The following is a 14,060-nucleotide window of genomic DNA, read 5'->3' as shown; positions in this document are numbered from 1 at the left end:
GCGAGGCATGCCCCCCTTCCCAGAAGGTCTTTTTACTTTGCGCCGCGAATCGCTAGATTGACCATCAGACGGCGACGCGACGAAGCGTGGCTCCTGAAGGATGGTGCGGGATCGAGTATCTCCCATGCCTGGAGCCGATATCGACAGCTTGCGTGCCGGCCCCTTTGTCACTCTCAAGGAAAGACCATGGCACACCTGTTCACCCCTACGAAGCTCGGCGCCTATTCCCTTTCGCATCGCGTAGTGCTGGCGCCGATGACCCGCCTGCGCACGATCCAGCCCGGCGACATTCCGAGCCCGATGATGGCCGACTTCTACGGCCAGCGCGCATCCGCTGGCGGTCTCGAGATCGTTGAAGGCGTCAGCATTTCCGTGACTGCCCGCTCGTATCTCGGTGCGGCGAGTTTCTATCACGACGGCCAGATCGCGGGCTGGAAAGCCATCGCCGATGCGGTTCATGCGAAGGGCGGCCGCGTGTTCATGCAACTGATCCACGGCGGCCGTCAAAGCCATGTCGAAATGACGGGCGGCGTCGCGCCTGTGGCGCCTTCGGTCGTGCCTTTCGAAGGCGTAGCGTTGACGAAAGACGGCTTCGTGCCGGTCTCGCCTCACCGCGCGCTCGGGCTCGAAGAGATTCCCGGTATCGTCGAGGAATTCCGCGTCGCCGCGCAACGCGCGCTCGACGCAGGATTCGATGGCGTCGAACTGCACGGCGCGAACGGTTATCTCGTCGACCAGTTCATCCAGGACGGCACCAACCAGCGCACCGACGCATACGGCGGCCCGATCGAAAATCGCGTGCGCTTCCTGCGCGAAGCGGTCGAAGCGCTGATTTCGGTGTGGGGCGCGGATCGCGTCGGCGTACGCATCTCGCCGTCGGGCGAATGGGGCGGCATCTCCGACAGCAATCCGGAAGCGACGTTCAGCCACGTCGCCCGGGTGCTCGATGAATACAAGATCGCGTACCTCCATGTGATCGAGCCGCGCGTCAAAGGTGACGACACGCTTCACGAAGGGCACGCGCCCGTCGCAGCGACGTATCTGCGCAAGCACTTCACCGGTCCGATCATCGCGGCTGGCGGCTTCAACGGCGAAAGCGCCGAAGCGATCGTGGCGTCCGGTGACGCGGATCTTGTGGCGTTCGGCAGGCATTTCTCGTCAAACCCGGACTTGCCGTATCGTCTGAAGCACAAGTTGCCGCTTACGCCCTATGTCCGCGCAGCATTCTGGGGCGGCGACGAAACGCACTATTCGGACTTCCCGGTTCATCCGTCGAATTCACAGGCTGAAATGGCCTTGTGAGTCGTTCATTGCTCCATCATCAATCGAAGCAGGAGTTAGTCATGTCACGGACTGTCAAGTTTGCAGAAGCGGGTGGCCCGGAAGTGCTGAAATTCGTGGACGAATCAGTACGTACCCCCGGCCCCGGCGAAGTTCGCATCAACGTGAAAGCCATTGGTCTGAATCGCGCGGAATCGATGTGGCGCACCGACCAGTACATCGAGGCGGTCCGCTTTCCAGCGGGCCTCGGGTACGAAGCGGCAGGCATTGTCGACGCCGTGGGCGAGGGCGCAACGGGCTTCGCTCCGGGAGACAAAGTCAACGTGATCCCGTCGTTCTCGATGAATCAGTACTACACCTACGGGGAAAGCATCGTCGTGCCGGAGTATGCGGTCGTCAGGCATCCTGAATCACTTTCGTTCGCTGAGGCCGCGTCGGTCTGGATGATGTTCGTCACCGCCTACGGCGCGCTGATCGAAGATGCGAAGGTGGGCGCGGGCGACTATGTCGTCGTGCCTGCGGCGTCGAGCAGTGTCGGACTCGCGGCGATCCAGATTGCGAACTACGCGGGTGCGACTTCGATCGCGCTCACGCGCCGCGCCGGCAAGAAACAGCAGTTGCTCGATGCGGGCGCGGCGCACGTGGTCGTGACCGACGAGACGGACCTCGTTGAAGAGATCATGCGCATCACCGGCGGAAAAGGGGCTCGCGTCGCTTTCGATCCGGTCGGCGGCCCGAACTTCGCGAAACTGATCTCGGCGCTGTCTTTCCAGGGGATCGCGTTTCTCTACGGCGCGCTCGATGAACGCGCCACGACACTACCCGTGCTGGAGATGATCGCGAAGGTCGTCAGCGTGAAGGCCCACAACATCTGGCTCACCAGCGGCGACGCTGAACGCCGGAAGGCCGCGGTGGAATACGTGCTCAAGGGACTCGAAAGCGGCGCGCTCAAGCCCATTATCGACCGTACCTATGCGTTCGATGACATTGTGGATGCGCACCGCTACCTCGAAACCAACGGGCAGTTCGGCAAGATCGTGGTTACGGTGTAGCAGGCCGTTACGCGGCGCTCGACACCGGCAATTGCTATGAGCAAAAGCCGGTGCGCAGCGCCGCTTCCCAGTCGGGCCGGCCATTGGCGGCAGCGAGTTCGGCGGCTGCGTGCCAGTCGTATTCCACGGCGCGAAACTCCACCTCCCAGCCGCGCGGGCTTCGCGTGACGCTCGCATAGCGGGCATGTGGCGTACCCGTTTCCATGCGATGCGCAAAGGGGTGCGTGTCCTCGTACGCGGGCAGACCGACACTGCCGGGGTTCACGATGAAGCGGCCGTCTGCGAGTTGCATCGAACGCGCGAGATGCGTATGGCCACACAGAATCAACGTTGCCTCGACCTCGGCTGCGCGGCGTCTGACCTCGCCATGCGTAGCGGTGCGGCACCCATCCGCGGTGACGGTTTCGAGGAAATAGGAGAGATCGTCCTGCGGCGTGCCGTGCACGAGCAGCACATCGCTTTCGAGCCATAGCGTGGCAGGCAATGCGCTGACCCACGCCAGGTGTTCTTCACTCAGCGCCTCACGCGCGAAGCGGTCCGATAGTCCCATGCGAGTGCGATCCGCCCCAAGAAGCTGTCTTTCGTGGTTGCCGCGAATCGTGGGCAAGCGGAGCTGCATCAACCGGTCCGCCGTTTGCGACGGATAAAGCGGGCCGGAAAGGATGTCGCCAAGATTGACGATGACATCCGCTCCTTGCCGTTCGATATCGTCGAGCACCGCTTCGAGAGCGGCCAAATTGCCGTGAATGTCGGAAAGTGCCGCGATTTTCATGGTGCGAACCCAGGCTGGCCGCGAAAGTCGTGAATTGGGCGATTCTGGACGATTCGTCGTCCGGTGTCCACGGCCGATCACGGTGAACAACATTCAGCCGGGTCCGACGATCACGGACATGACCGCCGGCCACGTCGAGGCGATCAAGCCGCTCATTCCGCTCAAGCGCGCGGCGGACCCGGATGAGATCGCCGGGCTCGTTGCGTGGCTCGCGCGCAAGGAGTCCGGCTATACGACGGGGCGGAGCCTCACCATCGACGGCGGCATGGCGCTGTGAGCGCGCGTATTGGCATACGCTCAGGCGCGCGGGGCGTAGACGTTGCACCAGCCATCGGCGGCAACCGCCTTGCCGGGGAACATCGGGCATGCGCCTGCGGCGTCGCCCGCCGCGCCCGCATAGAAGCGGCAACTCGCGCAGCGCTGACCCGCTGCGTACTTCGGAAACTTGCCTGCGTCTACGCTGCTGGCCTTGGCGCGGTAGCCTAGCGACTTCGCGGTGGTGTCGCTCTCGTCGACGAGGCCAGGTGTGGCGAGTGCGCGCCCGGCCGTGACAAGCGCTGCGCAAAGACCGGCCGCGTGAAGGATGAAGGTTCTGCGATTGCGGGTGTTCATGCTGGTTTCCTGGGTCGTGTTAGTGTCGCGGGCCGGCGTTGAGCGGCGTGGTCGACGTTTGAGCGGCTTCGGAAGTGAGCTTCGCGTTGCCTGTGTCATAGCCGTTCGTGTAGAGCAGGAAGGCCATCAAATCTGCGTACTCCTGATCGGTCATCTTGCCGGGGCGATCGGCTGGCATATTGGTCGACATATACTGGTAGATGCCGCCGATCGTCAGATGCGAATTCGCCGCGGGCGCGAAGGCCGGTCCGCTCAGCGCGGGCGCGGTGATGCCTTCGAGTTGCGCGCCGTGGCATTTCGCACAGGATTCCGAATAAAGATGCTGGCCGTGTTCGACCTGATCGTGGTCGAATGCGGGCGCGTTGCCGCCGGTCGTTGCGGAGACCTTGATGATCGCGGCTGCCGTATGCATCGTGGCACGTTGATATGAGGTCTTCATGCCATCGAGATGCGACGCATTCGAACGCGCCTCGCTCGCAGCGCCATCCGGCAGCGTCCAGCCGCGCGTGAGTGCGGCGAGGCGGCCGTCGTCATTCATGCGCGCAAGGGCGTCGTCGATGCGCGTTTGCAGCGCACGCATGTCAGATCCTGAAGCGAACACGAGATGCCAGTCGGCATACGGCGACGACGTCGCCGCAACCGCGAATTGATGCTGTGGATGCGCGCGCTGGTAGGCCACGACGGCCGGATACCAGACGATTGCGCGCTGCGCTCGCCCTTTTGCGACTGCGTCGACGGTCAGCTCGGAGGTGTTTTCCAGGTCGAATCGCGCGTTCTTCTGCTGCACGGCGATGAGTTGCGAAGGGCTGGACCAGGTTGCCGCGACCGTTTCCTTGCCGTCGGCAGCGGGTGCGGCGGCGCGTGCGTGGCGTAACGTGACGCTCACATAGCCGGAGCGTAGATAGCTCTGCGAAAAGATCATCTGCGAGCCCGATGCGTCGGCGACGCTCGAGCGCGGGAAACCGGCGACGAGGTCGCAGTCGCGGCCCAGCGCGCTGGCGAGTTCGCGCGCCGAGATGCCGTCGTCGCCGCCATCGTCGTCGATGCCGCGCGTGACGAACGTGGCGGCCACGCCAGCGGTTTTCAGCACGGCGCGCGCGACGGTCTGGTCGAGCACAGCCGTGGGGCTCCCTGGCAGCGTGCAAACGCGCACGGCATTCGTCGCGGCATGTACGCTGGTGTGCGCGCCGCCTGCCGCGAGCGCGGCGGCCACGGCGAGATAGGTGATCCGGATATTCATGATCGTACGTTCCAGTGAAGGCGGGGCCGCACACGCCCGGGTGGCGTGCGCGTGCGGCGGAAGGCGAGAAGCGGGAGGCTCGGTTCAGCCCCGGTCCAGTGCGAACACGTAGAGCGTGCCGCCGCGCGGGACATCCTTCGCCACATCGGCCATCGGGCCGCCCCAGATCGGATTCGCGCCGCCGTAGCCGGCAAGCACGGCCACGTACTCCTTGCCGTCAACTTCGAACACGGAAGGCTGCGCGACGATGCCGCTTGCGAGTTGCGGGCTTTCCCAGAGCACCTTGCCTGTGGCGACGTCGAACGCATAGAGATGGCCGTCGAGCGAGCCGCTGAACGCGAGTCCGCTTGCCGTGGTCGCCACGCCGCCGTTCCAGGGCATCTTGCTCCAGTGGCCCCAGAGCTTCTTGCCGGTGTTCACGTCGATGGCCTGCAGTTCGCCATAGCCTTCGCTGCCCGGTTCAGGCTTGATTTCGAAGCCTTCGCCAAGATAGGGCAGACCTTCCATATAGCTCACCGACTTGCCCGAGAGACTCATGCACGCGTGCAGCGCGGGCACCACGGCAATGTGCCGCTCCGGATCGTAGGACACCGACCACCAGTTCTTGCCGCCAAGGAAACTCGGGCACGTGTCGATGGTCGTGCCGGCTTTCGGATATTTCGACGGGTCCTGAACCGGCTTGCCGTCGTCCGTGTAGCCGGTCACGGAGGTCGCTTTTACGAACGGCTCCGCATAGATCAGCTTGCCCGTTTGCCGGTCGATAGCGTGGAAGAAGCCGTTGCGGTCGGCGTGGATGATGGCGTCGTAATCCTTGCCCTTGTACTGGATAGTTGCGAGGATCGGCGTATTGACGCCGTCATAGTCCCACGTGTCATTGCTCGTGTACTGGTAATGCCACTTGAGCTTGCCGTTCTTCGGGTCGAGCGCGAGAAGCGAATCGGAGTACAGATTATCGCCGGGACGCAGTGCGGCGAGCCAGGGGCCGGGGTTGCCGACGCCCCAGTAGAGCGTGCGGCTCGCGGCATCATAGGTGCCGGTGAGCCATGCGGCGCCGCCGCCGTGCGCCTGCATGCCGTCGGGCCAGGTTTCCGAGCCTTTTTCGCCGGAGCCAGGAATGGTGTAGCGCTTCCACACGATCGCGCCGTCGTCGGGGCTCAGCGCGGCGATGTAGCCGCGTATGCCGTACTCGCCGCCCGAGGTGCCCACGACGATCGAGCCGTCGAGCGCAAGTGGCGCGAGCGAGAACGCGTAGCCCAGGCCCGGTTCGAACATCTGCTTCTTCCAGACCACGTTGCCGGTCTTCGCGTCCAGCGCTGCGATTTCACCGCTCAGCATGGCGATATAGACGTTCTTGCCGTAGAGCGCGACACCACGGTTCACCACGTCGCAGCACGCGGTCTTGAACGACTCAGCGCCGAGCTTCGGTTCGTATTTCCAGAGTTGCGTGCCCGTCTTCGCATCGAAGGCGTAGACATTATCTTTCGGCGTGCTGACGAAGAGATAGTCGCCGTTGACGATAGGCGTCGCCTCGAAGCCCTGTTTCAGCTCGGCGGGAAACTGGTAGCTCCACGCCTGTTTCAACTCGCCGACATTCGACGCGTCGATCTGCTTGAGCGGCGAATGCGACTGGCCGTTGTAGCTCCGGTAGTACGTGAGCCAGCCTGGGTCGCTTTGCGCGCGGGTCAGGCGGTCGTAGGTCACGGGCGGATAGTCCGAGGCGGCATCCACGGGGCCGGCGTTCAGGGACATCGCTGCCGCGATGGCCATTGCGCAGGTCGCAAGCCGGCTTGCCGCAGCCGAGCGTCTCTTCATCTTCGTCTCCTGAATATTTGTCGATGCACGGCCGGGAAGCGGTCAGGCTGGATGCGCGAGGATGGGGCCGGTCCGGGTGCGCAGCCATTCACGCAAGTCGTATGCCATTCGCCGCGGAGCGTTGTGTGACGGGCGATGCAGCCCGTTGATCGGCTCATCGGCGAGGTGCCTCGCGTGTGGCCGATGTGTTGCATTCCGGTACATGCCGCGTCGAAAAGTGTTGGCGAACGTGACAGTGGGGCGGCTCGCGGCAAGCGCGTATGCGCGGATCCTCAGTGGCCAGGGCAAAGCGAAGGGCATCTCCGAGTGTGCTGGCACGTTCCTGGCTAGATAACGGCAAAGAGGAGACGGTTGTGTGCGCATCGGTCTGCGCCTGGCGCTTCGGCGCGCAACTCGCGTGAGCGCATAAAACAGACGGAGACGAAAGTTGATTCCAGAGAAGGAGGCGAACGCCCGGCGCACATACGCCGTGCTTGGCGCAGGCCTCACACTCGGCGCGCTTTGCGCGGGTGCATCCTCGCCGGCTGTGGCTGCGGCTGAGGAACAGAGCGAACCCGCGAGCCCGCTCATTCTGCCAGGCGTTGTCGTGGTCGGCACGACGCCGCTGCTCGGTATCGGCACGCCGCTCGCGAAGGTGCCGGCCAACGTGCAGACCGTGAGCGCGCAGGATATCGCGACACAGCACCGCGAAACGCTGACTGACTTCTTCGCCGCGAACCTGCCAGGTGTGAGCGTGACCGACGCCCAGGGCAATCCTTTCCAGATGAATCTGAACTATCGCGGCTTCACGGCTTCGCCAGTGCTTGGCACCCCTCAGGGATTGTCGGTGTTCGTCGACGGCGTGCGCGTGAACGAGCCGTTTGGCGACGTCGTGAACTGGGACCTGATACCGACCGGGGCAATCGACAAGATCCAGCTCATTCCAGGCTCGAATCCCGTGTACGGGCTCAATACACTGGGCGGCGCAATCGCGATCACGACGAAGAACGGACGCACGAGTCCCGGCGGTGACATCGATCTCTCGGGGGGCTCATGGGGGCGCAAGAGCGCGCAGTTCGAGCAGGGCGGCACGCTTGGACAGCACGTCGACTACTACGCAAACGCGAACGTCACGAACGACAACGGCTGGGCCGATCACAACGCGAGCCGCGTGCGCCAGGCATTCGGCAAACTGCGCTATATCGACGACGACACGACGCTTTCGATCTCGGGCGGCGGCGCGGACAACCAACTTTACGGCAGCCAGACTATTCCGCGCTCGTTTCTCGACGACCCGAAACAGGCGTATACGTTTCCAGACCTGAATCGCAACAGCGTAGGCTACCTCACGCTCTCGGGCGACCATTTCTTCAACGACAACGTGGAGCTGAGCGGCAACGCCTACTATCGCCATCTGCGCAACGAGAACCTGAGCAGCAACAACAACACTGACTTTGGCTCGATCGATGCAGACGGCAACGTCGACACGCTGGAGGGCACCAACGTCGATTCCGTCGTCACCACGGACAGCTTTGGCGCGAGCCTGCAACTCACGCTGCTCGGCAAGCTGGGCGGCATTGGGAGCCAGCTCGTTGCGGGCGTGGCGGCGGACTTCGCGAACTCGCACTACGTTTCGTCTTCGCAGGACGCCTCGTTCACCCCCGACCGCGCGACGGTCGGCATCGGCGATTTCGTTCAGCAGACCGATGCAAAAACGCGCAACGCGAACTATGGCGTCTATCTGAACGAAACGCTTACGTTCACGCCGCAATGGACGCTCACGCTTTCGGGACGCTATGACTGGGCGAGCGCCCGCATTGCCGACGAGAGCGGCGCGCAGCCGCTGCTCGACGGCTATCACACGTTCTCGCGCTTCAATCCCGCCGTGGGGCTGAACTGGAATCCGCTGCCAGCCGTCACCGTCTACGCGGCCTACAACGAAGGCATGCGCGCGCCCACTGCAATCGAGCTGGCGTGCGCGGACCCAGCAGCGCCATGCTCACTGCCGAACGACTTCGTGGCCGATCCGGCGTTGCAGCCCGTGGTCTCGAAGACCTTCGAGGCAGGCGCGCGCGGCCATATTGGCGCGTCGACAACGTGGAGCGCCGCCGCATTCAGCACCACGCTCTCCAACGACATCGAGTTCGTGAGCGCGGCGGGCAGCACGCAGGGCTATTTTCAGAACGTCGGCAAGACGCGCCGTCAGGGTGTCGAACTCGCGGGGCACACGGTGTTCGGCCCCGTTGGCATTGGTCTGAACTACAGCTATGTGGACGCGACCTACCGCTCGACGTGGACCGAGCAAAGCCCGGCGAATTCCTCAGCGGATGCGAACGGCGTCGTGACTGTGCGGCCGGGTGACCACGTGCCCGGCATTCCGGCGCATGCCGTCAAGCTGCGGCTCGACTACGCGGCCACGGCGAAGTGGAGCATCGGCACGAACATCACATGGCGCAGCGGCGTGTATGCGCAAGGCGATGAAAATAATCAGGACACCAACGGAAAGATCGCGGGCTATGTGCTCGTGGATCTCGACACGCGCTATCACGTCACGAAGCGGCTGGAGATCTTCGCGAACGTGACGAACCTGTTCGACAAACGCTATGCGAGCTTCGGCGTGCTGGGCCGGAACTTCTTCAACGGCCCCGGCCACACGTTCGACGGCGCGAATCCCGTCAACGAGCAATTCGTCGGACCAGGCGCGCCGCGCGGTTTTTGGGTGGGCCTCCATTACGCGTGGGATTGAGCGGAGGGTACTGCATGCACGTATCGGGGTGAGTCCGCATTCCTCCACGCGGGCGATTTGGGGTAATACACAGTCTGGCGAATCGCTGCGTCACGTGTCGCGATGAACGCGTGCTGCTTTGCATACGGTTCGCTTACATAGCGTGTTGCGCGTCGCGTGCGCATTCGGCGCAAACCGCCCGGCTCGAATCGATGGCCGGATGGCCCGGAGCTTGCTAATAGAGGACACCGAGAAATACCAAAGTGTCCGGCAAGGTACCGGCCAATCGTGGAGGAGAGCATGCGCGACGACGTACATATGGCCGCGGGGCAAGCGGTCCTGGTGTCCAATGGCTGGCCCGCGCCAGCCATTCAGAAAGCGCACGAACGATCGGAGACATTCGGTCTGCGCGCGACGGCGAGACCCGATTACGATGTGCTTTCGGGCGCGGGACTCGAGCTAAAGCGCGAGCAGAACCGCGTGCTGTGCATGCACGCCACGCCAGTGATGGAGACGCTGCACGAGCAGATCGTCAACACGCAAAGCATGATCGTGCTGACCAACGCCGAAGGGCTGATCCTGCATTCGATCGGCGACGACGACTTCCTCCAGCGCGCCGAAAAGGTCGCGCTGCGGCCCGGCGCGAACTGGGCGGAAGACCGCCAGGGCACCAACGCGATTGGCACTGCGCTCGCCGAGGGCTGTGCGATGGTCGTGCACGGCGATCAGCATTACCTCGCGGCGAACCGCTTTCTCACCTGCTCGAGCGTACCGATCTTCGATCCGTACGGCGACGTGATCGGCGTGCTGGACGTGACGGGCGACCACCGCAGCTATCACCAGCACACCATGGCGCTCGCGCGCATGTCCGTGCAGATGATCGAGAATCATTTGTTTGCGACGACGTTTCAGGAAACGCTGCAGGTCTCGTTTCATGGCCGCCCCGAATTTCTCGGCACGCTCATGGAGGGCATCGCCGCGTTCACGAGCGACGGGCGCTTCCTTTCGGCGAACCGTAGCGCGCAGTTCCAGCTCGGTCTTTCGCTCGCCGCGCTGCGTGCCCATACGCTGTCGTCGCTGTTCCAGACCACGAGCGCGCAACTCATAGACCGGATGCGCGCGGGCCTGGAGTCGCACGTCATGCTCAATCTGGTCAACGGTGCGGTGGTTTGCGCGCGAGTGCAGTTCAGGCGCGCAACGCTGGCCGAAGGCACCCGGCCCGTCGTGGTGCATGACGCTTGCGCGCCGCCGTCCGCCTGTGCGATGGCGCAGCCGCCATCCATGGGGCTCTCGCGCCTGAGTTACCTCGATACGGGCGATCCGCAAGTGGCGCTCGTGATCGCGAAGGTGCGCAAGGTGATCGGCAAGGACATTCCGGTTCTCGTCACCGGGGAAACCGGCACGGGCAAGGAACTGCTCGCGCAGGCCATTCACAATGATTCGCCGCGACGCGATCAGCCGTTCGTGGCTGTGAATTGCGCGTCGATTCCGGAAACGCTGATTGAATCGGAGTTGTTCGGCTACGAGGAGGGTGCGTTTACCGGCGCGCGGCGCAAGGGTGCGGTGGGCAAGCTGTTGCAGGCGAACGGCGGCACGCTGTTTCTCGACGAGATCGGCGACATGCCGTATCCGCTGCAAGTGCGTCTCTTGCGCGTGCTGCAGGAGCGCATGGTCAATCCGCTCGGTTCGACGAAGACGATTCCCGTCGATATCGCGATTATCTGCGCGACGCACCGCGATTTGCGCGAGATGATCGCCCAGAACCGCTTCCGTGAAGACCTTTATTACCGGCTCAATGGCCTCGTGGTCCGCTTGCCGCCGTTGCGCGACCGCACTGATCTCGCGGTCGTGATCCAGAAGCTCTTGCACCGCGAATCGCACGGGCGTGCGAACCGGGAGCCGCTCAGCGTCGCGCCGGACGTGATGGCGCTGTTCGAACGCTGCGCGTGGCCCGGCAACTTCCGGCAACTCGGCAACCTGCTGCGCACGGCCGCGGCCATGGTCGACGAGGACGGCCAGATCCGGCGCGAGCACCTGCCCGACGACTTCTTCGACGATCTGCGCTGCCGGGGCGAACCGCATGCTTTACCCACGACGCCTGCGCCTGCGGACCTTTTGGTGCGGGAGGACGCCCGTCTCGAAGACGTGACCGCGTCGACGATTGCGGCCACGCTCGCGCGCCATGGCGGCAACGTGTCGGCAGCGGCGCGGGCCCTGGGCGTGTCGCGCAACACCATCTATCGCAAGATGCCCGCTGCCGATCCGTGCCGCGGCTCGGGCGACGCTTGAAGCGCTATTTGCGCGCGCCGCCTCGTCACTCCCTTTATCTTCCTCTGTCCCACGGGTGTTGCATCCTGTAGCACCCGTGTTCCGAAACGCAACACCCTTTGCCAGTTTTGCAGCGTTGGCTGCATCGGGCGAGCGCTGGCTCACTCCGGCATGCCCCTTGCTTTGAAGAGACTGGCCGCACATTCGATGCGGTATTGCGACTCAATCTTAAACAAGGAGACATGTCATGCAGTGGACCACCCCCGCTTATACCGACCTGCGTTTCGGCTTCGAAATCACGATGTATATCGCCAACCGCTGAGCGCACGGCAGTGTGCCGTCCGCGCGGCCATGAAGGCGAAGCGGGCGGCATGCAGCGAGAACGATCATGAAGATCAGAATACTGGGTTCAGGTGCGGGCGGCGGCCTGCCGCAATGGAACTGCAACTGCGCGAATTGCCGCCGCGCGCGGCAGGCGGGCGGGGATGTTCTGCCGCGCACGCAGTCGTCGATCGCGGTGAGCGGCAACGGCGTGGACTGGGTGCTCGTCAACGCGTCGCCGGATCTGCTTGCGCAGTTGCGCTCGCATCCCGACCTGCAGCCCGCGCGCGCAACGCGCGATAGCGCGCTCGCGGCCGTCGTCCTGACCGACGCGCAGATCGACCACGTAACGGGCCTCCTGATGCTGCGCGAACGCACGTCGCCGTTGCCGCTCTATGCTTGCGCGCCGGTGCTCGACGATCTGTCGAGCGGGTTGCCGCTCGTGCCGCTGCTCGGCCACTATTGTGGCGTGGACGCGCATGGGATCACGCCGGGCGAGCCGTTCACGATTGCGGCCTGCGCTGGCCTGCGCTTTACGGCGATGCCCGTGGAGAGCAAGCCGCCGCCTTATTCGCCGCGCCGCGAGGCATCCGTGCCGGGAGACAATGTGGCACTCCTGATCGAAGATGCCGGAACGGGAACGCGCGCGTTCTACGCGCCGGGTCTCGCGCAGATGAGTACCGACGTACTCGGCACCATGCGTAACGCCGACCTCGTGCTCGTGGACGGCACGTTCTGGACCACAACCGAAATGATCGACCTCGGCTTCTCGACGAAACACGCGGCCGACATGGGACATCTCGCGCAGCGCGGAACGGATGGAACGCCGGGTATGATCGACTGGCTCGATACCTTGCCGCGCGGCACGCGCAAGGTGCTTACGCATATCAACAACACAAACCCGATTCTCGACCCGCATTCCGTCGAACACGCGCAACTGCGGGCACACGGTATCGACGTGGCCCACGACGGCATGCAGTTTCAGGTATGACGATGAACGCACCACTCACGTTGCCAGAGGCGCACAAAATACCATGGAGTGCGAATGAATTCGAGTCGCGCCTTCGCGCGCTCCAATCGCGCTATCACATCCATCATCCGTTCAACCGGATGCTCAACGGCGGGCGCTGTTCGCCCGCGCAGATCCGCGGGTGGGTCGCGAACCGCTTTTACTATCAGATCAATATCCCGCTCAAGGACGCAGCGATCCTCTCGAACTGCCCCGACCGCGCCACGCGCCGCCGCTGGATCCAGCGCCTCGTCGATCACGATGGACAAGGCGAGGACGAAGGCGGCATCGAAGCCTGGGTGCGGCTGGGTGAAGCCGTCGGCGTCGATCGGGACACGATGTGGTCGCAACGGCTCGTGTTGCCCGGCGTGCGCTTCGCGGTCGACGCCTACGTGAATTTCGCGCGGCGTGCACCGTGGCAGGAGGCGGTGTGCTCGTCGCTCACCGAGATGTTCGCGCCGCAGATTCATCTTGACCGGCTCGCGGGCTGGCCTTCGCATTACCCGTGGATCGAGCCGCAGGGCCTCCAGTATTTCCGCAGCCGCGTGCCGCTCGCGCAGCGCGACGTCGAACACGGGCTCGAAGTGACGCTGAGCCATTTCCGCACGGCCGACGAACAGCAGCGTGCGGTCGGGATCCTGCAGTTCAAGCTCGATATTCTCTGGTCGATCCTCGATGCGGTCGAAAAGGCATGGCCCATATGAACCCGATAGTCCCCGATGCTGGCAACGGCGTGCCGCTGCGCCCGCGTTTGCGCGGCATGTACCGCTTGCAGTGGGAGGCGGCCCAGGACGCGTATGTGCTGCTCTATCCCGAAGGCATGGTGCAGCTCAATTCGAGCGCGGGCGAGATACTCGCGCGTTGTGACGGCGCGCACGAACTCGACGAGATCATTGGCGAACTGGAGCGCCTGTTCAGCACTTCCGAACTGGCTCCCGACGTCTACCGCTTTCTCGATCACGCGCGGCTGCGCGGCTGGCTCGACTGAA

Annotated in this window: 13 protein-coding genes; 9 read left to right on the top strand and 4 right to left on the bottom strand. The window is 63.9% G+C overall.

What is annotated here, in order from left to right:
* Nucleotides 1-186: 186 nt before the first annotated feature.
* A complete protein-coding gene (locus L0U83_RS27375; RefSeq protein WP_233887280.1) occupies nt 187-1,302 on the top strand; it encodes an alkene reductase in 1,116 nt (371 codons plus the stop codon).
* Nucleotides 1,303-1,343: 41 nt separating this feature from the next.
* Nucleotides 1,344-2,333, top strand: coding sequence for a zinc-dependent alcohol dehydrogenase family protein (locus L0U83_RS27370; RefSeq protein WP_233887279.1), 990 nt, complete (start codon nt 1,344-1,346; stop codon nt 2,331-2,333).
* A 34-nt stretch (nt 2,334-2,367) separates the two neighbouring features.
* Here L0U83_RS27370 and L0U83_RS27365 read toward each other — a convergent pair whose 3' ends face one another.
* The gene (locus L0U83_RS27365) at nt 2,368-3,105 is read right to left on the bottom strand and encodes a metallophosphoesterase family protein (protein ID WP_233887278.1); all 738 of its coding nucleotides are present in this window, start codon (nt 3,103-3,105) and stop codon (nt 2,368-2,370) included.
* On the opposite strand from L0U83_RS27365, the gene L0U83_RS27360 reads away from it, so the two are divergent.
* Nucleotides 3,080-3,382, top strand: coding sequence for an SDR family oxidoreductase (locus tag L0U83_RS27360; RefSeq protein WP_308445080.1), 303 nt, complete (start codon nt 3,080-3,082; stop codon nt 3,380-3,382). The two genes, L0U83_RS27365 and L0U83_RS27360, sit on opposite strands and share 26 nt — an antisense overlap.
* A gap of 20 nt (nt 3,383-3,402) precedes the next feature.
* On the opposite strand, the gene L0U83_RS27355 is transcribed toward L0U83_RS27360, so the two are convergent.
* From L0U83_RS27355 to L0U83_RS27345, 3 genes are all read right to left on the bottom strand, one after another.
* On the bottom strand, nt 3,403-3,717 hold the full coding sequence (locus tag L0U83_RS27355; protein ID WP_233887276.1) for a high-potential iron-sulfur protein: 315 nt from the start codon (nt 3,715-3,717) through the stop codon (nt 3,403-3,405).
* Between the two features lie 19 nt (nt 3,718-3,736).
* A complete protein-coding gene (locus L0U83_RS27350; protein WP_233887275.1) occupies nt 3,737-4,957 on the bottom strand; it encodes a c-type cytochrome in 1,221 nt (406 codons plus the stop codon).
* Nucleotides 4,958-5,041: 84 nt separating this feature from the next.
* Complete coding sequence (locus L0U83_RS27345) at nt 5,042-6,769, bottom strand: methanol/ethanol family PQQ-dependent dehydrogenase (protein WP_233887274.1); 1,728 nt, start codon at nt 6,767-6,769, stop codon at nt 5,042-5,044.
* Between the two features lie 427 nt (nt 6,770-7,196).
* Here L0U83_RS27345 and L0U83_RS27340 point away from each other — a divergent pair, with 427 nt between their 5' ends.
* From L0U83_RS27340 to pqqD, 6 genes are all read left to right on the top strand, one after another.
* Nucleotides 7,197-9,494 carry a TonB-dependent receptor gene (locus tag L0U83_RS27340; RefSeq protein WP_267939522.1) on the top strand — a complete coding sequence of 766 codons (2,298 nt, stop codon included), beginning with the start codon at nt 7,197-7,199 and terminating at the stop codon, nt 9,492-9,494.
* A 279-nt stretch (nt 9,495-9,773) separates the two neighbouring features.
* On the top strand, nt 9,774-11,762 hold the full coding sequence (locus L0U83_RS27335; RefSeq protein ID WP_233887273.1) for a sigma-54-dependent Fis family transcriptional regulator: 1,989 nt from the start codon (nt 9,774-9,776) through the stop codon (nt 11,760-11,762).
* Between the two features lie 226 nt (nt 11,763-11,988).
* Nucleotides 11,989-12,063, top strand: coding sequence for a pyrroloquinoline quinone precursor peptide PqqA (gene pqqA, locus L0U83_RS27330; RefSeq protein ID WP_006410019.1), 75 nt, complete (start codon nt 11,989-11,991; stop codon nt 12,061-12,063).
* A gap of 66 nt (nt 12,064-12,129) precedes the next feature.
* Entirely contained in the window at nt 12,130-13,053 is a 924-nt protein-coding gene (gene pqqB, locus L0U83_RS27325; protein WP_233887272.1) for a pyrroloquinoline quinone biosynthesis protein PqqB, read from the top strand.
* A 2-nt stretch (nt 13,054-13,055) separates the two neighbouring features.
* The gene (gene pqqC, locus L0U83_RS27320) at nt 13,056-13,775 is read left to right on the top strand and encodes a pyrroloquinoline-quinone synthase PqqC (protein ID WP_233887271.1); all 720 of its coding nucleotides are present in this window, start codon (nt 13,056-13,058) and stop codon (nt 13,773-13,775) included.
* Entirely contained in the window at nt 13,772-14,059 is a 288-nt protein-coding gene (gene pqqD, locus L0U83_RS27315) for a pyrroloquinoline quinone biosynthesis peptide chaperone PqqD (RefSeq protein WP_233887270.1), read from the top strand. Before pqqC ends, pqqD begins: the two co-directional genes overlap by 4 nt.
* The last annotated feature ends 1 nt before the right edge of the window (nt 14,060 follow it).

Source organism: Paraburkholderia flagellata (assembly GCF_021390645.1).
GTDB lineage: Bacteria > Pseudomonadota > Gammaproteobacteria > Burkholderiales > Burkholderiaceae > Paraburkholderia > Paraburkholderia flagellata.
The sequence above is the reverse complement of the archived record's forward strand: the minus strand, read 5'-3'. Positions and strand labels throughout refer to the sequence as shown.

Coding starts and splice junctions, on each gene's coding strand:
- L0U83_RS27375 (WP_233887280.1), top strand. CDS start 187: ATGGCACACCTGTTCACCCCTACGAAGCTCGGCGCCTATTCCCTTTCG.
- L0U83_RS27370 (WP_233887279.1), top strand. CDS start 1,344: ATGTCACGGACTGTCAAGTTTGCAGAAGCGGGTGGCCCGGAAGTGCTG.
- L0U83_RS27360 (WP_308445080.1), top strand. CDS start 3,080: ATGTCGGAAAGTGCCGCGATTTTCATGGTGCGAACCCAGGCTGGCCGC.
- L0U83_RS27365 (WP_233887278.1), bottom strand. CDS start 3,105: ATGAAAATCGCGGCACTTTCCGACATTCACGGCAATTTGGCCGCTCTC.
- L0U83_RS27355 (WP_233887276.1), bottom strand. CDS start 3,717: ATGAACACCCGCAATCGCAGAACCTTCATCCTTCACGCGGCCGGTCTT.
- L0U83_RS27350 (WP_233887275.1), bottom strand. CDS start 4,957: ATGAATATCCGGATCACCTATCTCGCCGTGGCCGCCGCGCTCGCGGCA.
- L0U83_RS27345 (WP_233887274.1), bottom strand. CDS start 6,769: ATGAAGAGACGCTCGGCTGCGGCAAGCCGGCTTGCGACCTGCGCAATG.
- L0U83_RS27335 (WP_233887273.1), top strand. CDS start 9,774: ATGCGCGACGACGTACATATGGCCGCGGGGCAAGCGGTCCTGGTGTCC.
- pqqB (WP_233887272.1), top strand. CDS start 12,130: ATGAAGATCAGAATACTGGGTTCAGGTGCGGGCGGCGGCCTGCCGCAA.
- pqqC (WP_233887271.1), top strand. CDS start 13,056: ATGAACGCACCACTCACGTTGCCAGAGGCGCACAAAATACCATGGAGT.
- pqqD (WP_233887270.1), top strand. CDS start 13,772: ATGAACCCGATAGTCCCCGATGCTGGCAACGGCGTGCCGCTGCGCCCG.